The sequence below is a fragment of the Pseudonocardia tropica genome (assembly GCF_040105315.1).
In the GTDB taxonomy this organism is placed as follows: Bacteria; Actinomycetota; Actinomycetes; order Mycobacteriales; family Pseudonocardiaceae; genus Pseudonocardia; species Pseudonocardia alni.
On sequence record NZ_JBEDNP010000072.1, the window covers coordinates 1 to 1,997 of the forward strand.

2 protein-coding genes are annotated in these 1,997 nt (G+C 69.1%); one reads left to right on the forward strand and one right to left on the reverse strand.

The window, feature by feature from the left end:
* Nucleotides 1–569: HAD-IC family P-type ATPase (locus tag WHI96_RS27550; protein ID WP_349302509.1), on the forward strand; the 569-nt coding region annotated here is incomplete at its 5' end.
* A 130-nt stretch (nucleotides 570–699) separates the two neighbouring features.
* Here the strand turns inward: WHI96_RS27550 and WHI96_RS27555 are convergent.
* Nucleotides 700–1,377, reverse strand: a complete 678-nt coding sequence (locus WHI96_RS27555; RefSeq protein WP_345643896.1) for a helix-turn-helix transcriptional regulator — start codon at nucleotides 1,375–1,377, stop codon at nucleotides 700–702.
* Between the last annotated feature and the right edge of the window lie 620 nt (nucleotides 1,378–1,997).

Genomic DNA, 1,997 nt, shown 5'->3' on the forward strand with positions numbered 1-1,997 from the left:
TGCTCGTCGTCGGCGACACCGTCAAGGATACCTCTGCTGAGGCGATCGCGGAGTTCCGCCGGCTCGGACTCAGGCCGGTCCTGCTGACCGGTGACAACCGCGCCGTCGCCGAGTCCGTCGCCGCTGAGGTGGGGATCGAGGTCGGCGAGGACACTGTCATCGCCGACGTCATGCCCACCGACAAGCTCGCCGTCGTCGAACGGTTGCAGCGCGAGGGCCGAGTCGTCGCCATGGTCGGCGACGGCGTCAACGACGCCGCCGCCCTCGCCCAGGCCGACCTGGGTCTCGCCATGGGCACCGGCACCGACGTCGCCATCGAGGCCTCCGACATCACCCTCGTGCGGGGCGACCTGCGGGCCGCGGCCGACGCGGTCCGGTTGTCCCGCAAGACCCTGGGCACGATCAAGGGCAATCTGTTCTGGGCCTTCGCCTACAACACCGCAGCCATTCCGCTCGCGGCGCTCGGACTGCTCAACCCCATGATCGCCGGCGCGGCGATGGCGTTCAGCTCGGTCTTCGTGGTTGGCAACAGCCTCCGGCTGCGCCGCTTCCGAGGACACACGGTCTGATCCGCTCCCTGACGAGGAGGTGGTGCAGCCCCGACGGCTGCACCACCTCGCATGCCGCCATCGCCTGCCAGCCGTTGATTCTCTGGCGCGCGTCGCCGTCGCGCCCGTGCCGGGCGTCCTCGGCTGCGGGTCAGCTGGGGCCGGTGGTCTTGGTGTCTTCCCTACCGGCTGCGGCCGTCGGTGAGGTTCCGATCTCGACGGGCGCTGTGGAGTATCCGAGGCTGCGCATCCTCTCGATCATGGGGTCTGGTTCCCCACGTAGCTCGGCGGCGTAGCGCTCGACGCCGGCGCGGAACCAGATCGCGACCCCCTCGCGGACACGCGGGGGGAAGTTGTCGCGGGAGGTGTGGCGGTAGGCCATGGCTCGTTTCACGCCGAGGATGTGGCAGACCTCGTCGATGCCGACAACGTCGGGGAAGCGGTCGATGGCCAGGCGACGATCGACCTCGTCGAGTGTGAGGACTTCCAAGGCGACGGTGCGGACGCGGCCGTAGTTCTCCGGGGTTGTCAGGGGGACGACGCGTTCGAGACCCTCGCGAGCGGCGGCCTCCAAGACGCGTGCGAAGTCGGCGAGGCCGCTGCCCATGGCGCGATTGGTGGTGGTGGGGATGACCCAGCCGAGGCGGTCGATCGGCTCACCGCGAACGGGGGCCGTGGTCATCGCGACCCCGTCGTTGCCGATCCTTGCGGCCACGGCCTGGCCGATCTCGTGGACATCGGTATCGGCCGGGATCGGCGGGTCGATGGCCAGAGTGATCGAGAGGGAGAGGAGTCGGTCGGCGGGGGAGGAGTCCACGCTTCTGAACATACGATTACGCTAGAAAATTATCTACTGCTGCTTGTGCGGTGAGCGGCTTGGCCAGCACAGCCCTGGTGGAACTGCCACCGCATGTAGTTAAGTCGGGGCGCTCGAGCAACACGCCCGCGTGGCGATGAGCGGTGGCGATCGCGCGTACCCGCCGCGCCTGGATGGCCGGGTGGGCCCGGGAGCGCGGTGAAGAACCCGAGCAGTACCGCCGGCGTGGTCGGCTACGCCGGCTGCCTGGAGTCGCAGAACACCGAGCACTTCTTCTCCGTTTACGGAGAGGTGGACGAGGCAACGATGCGCCGTGCTCGGGGGCTGGCGCTGCTCAAGAGCTTGTTCCTGATGCTGATGGGCCAGAACGGCGACCGGGGCTTACCCAGCGGCAAACCGGCCTGGGGACCGGCCGGCCGGGAGGGCACTGGACCGGGTCTTGACCATGGAGACGTGGACCCTTCTCGGCCGAGGGGGCAACCACCCTTGACCCGCCGACGCCAGAGGCAACCCGGTGGCGCCCGGGCGAGCGACGTTCGCATGATGGCGGGGTGGAGGCCAACGAGAGTGCCGTCATCGTGCCGATCCCGGAGGCCGAGCCCGCCGTCGGTAAGTACCGCGCGTCACTGGAC

Excerpts from the sequence above, each read along its gene's own strand:
- WHI96_RS27555 (WP_345643896.1), bottom strand. The coding sequence starts at position 1,377 with ATGTTCAGAAGCGTGGACTCCTCCCCCGCCGACCGACTCCTCTCCCTC.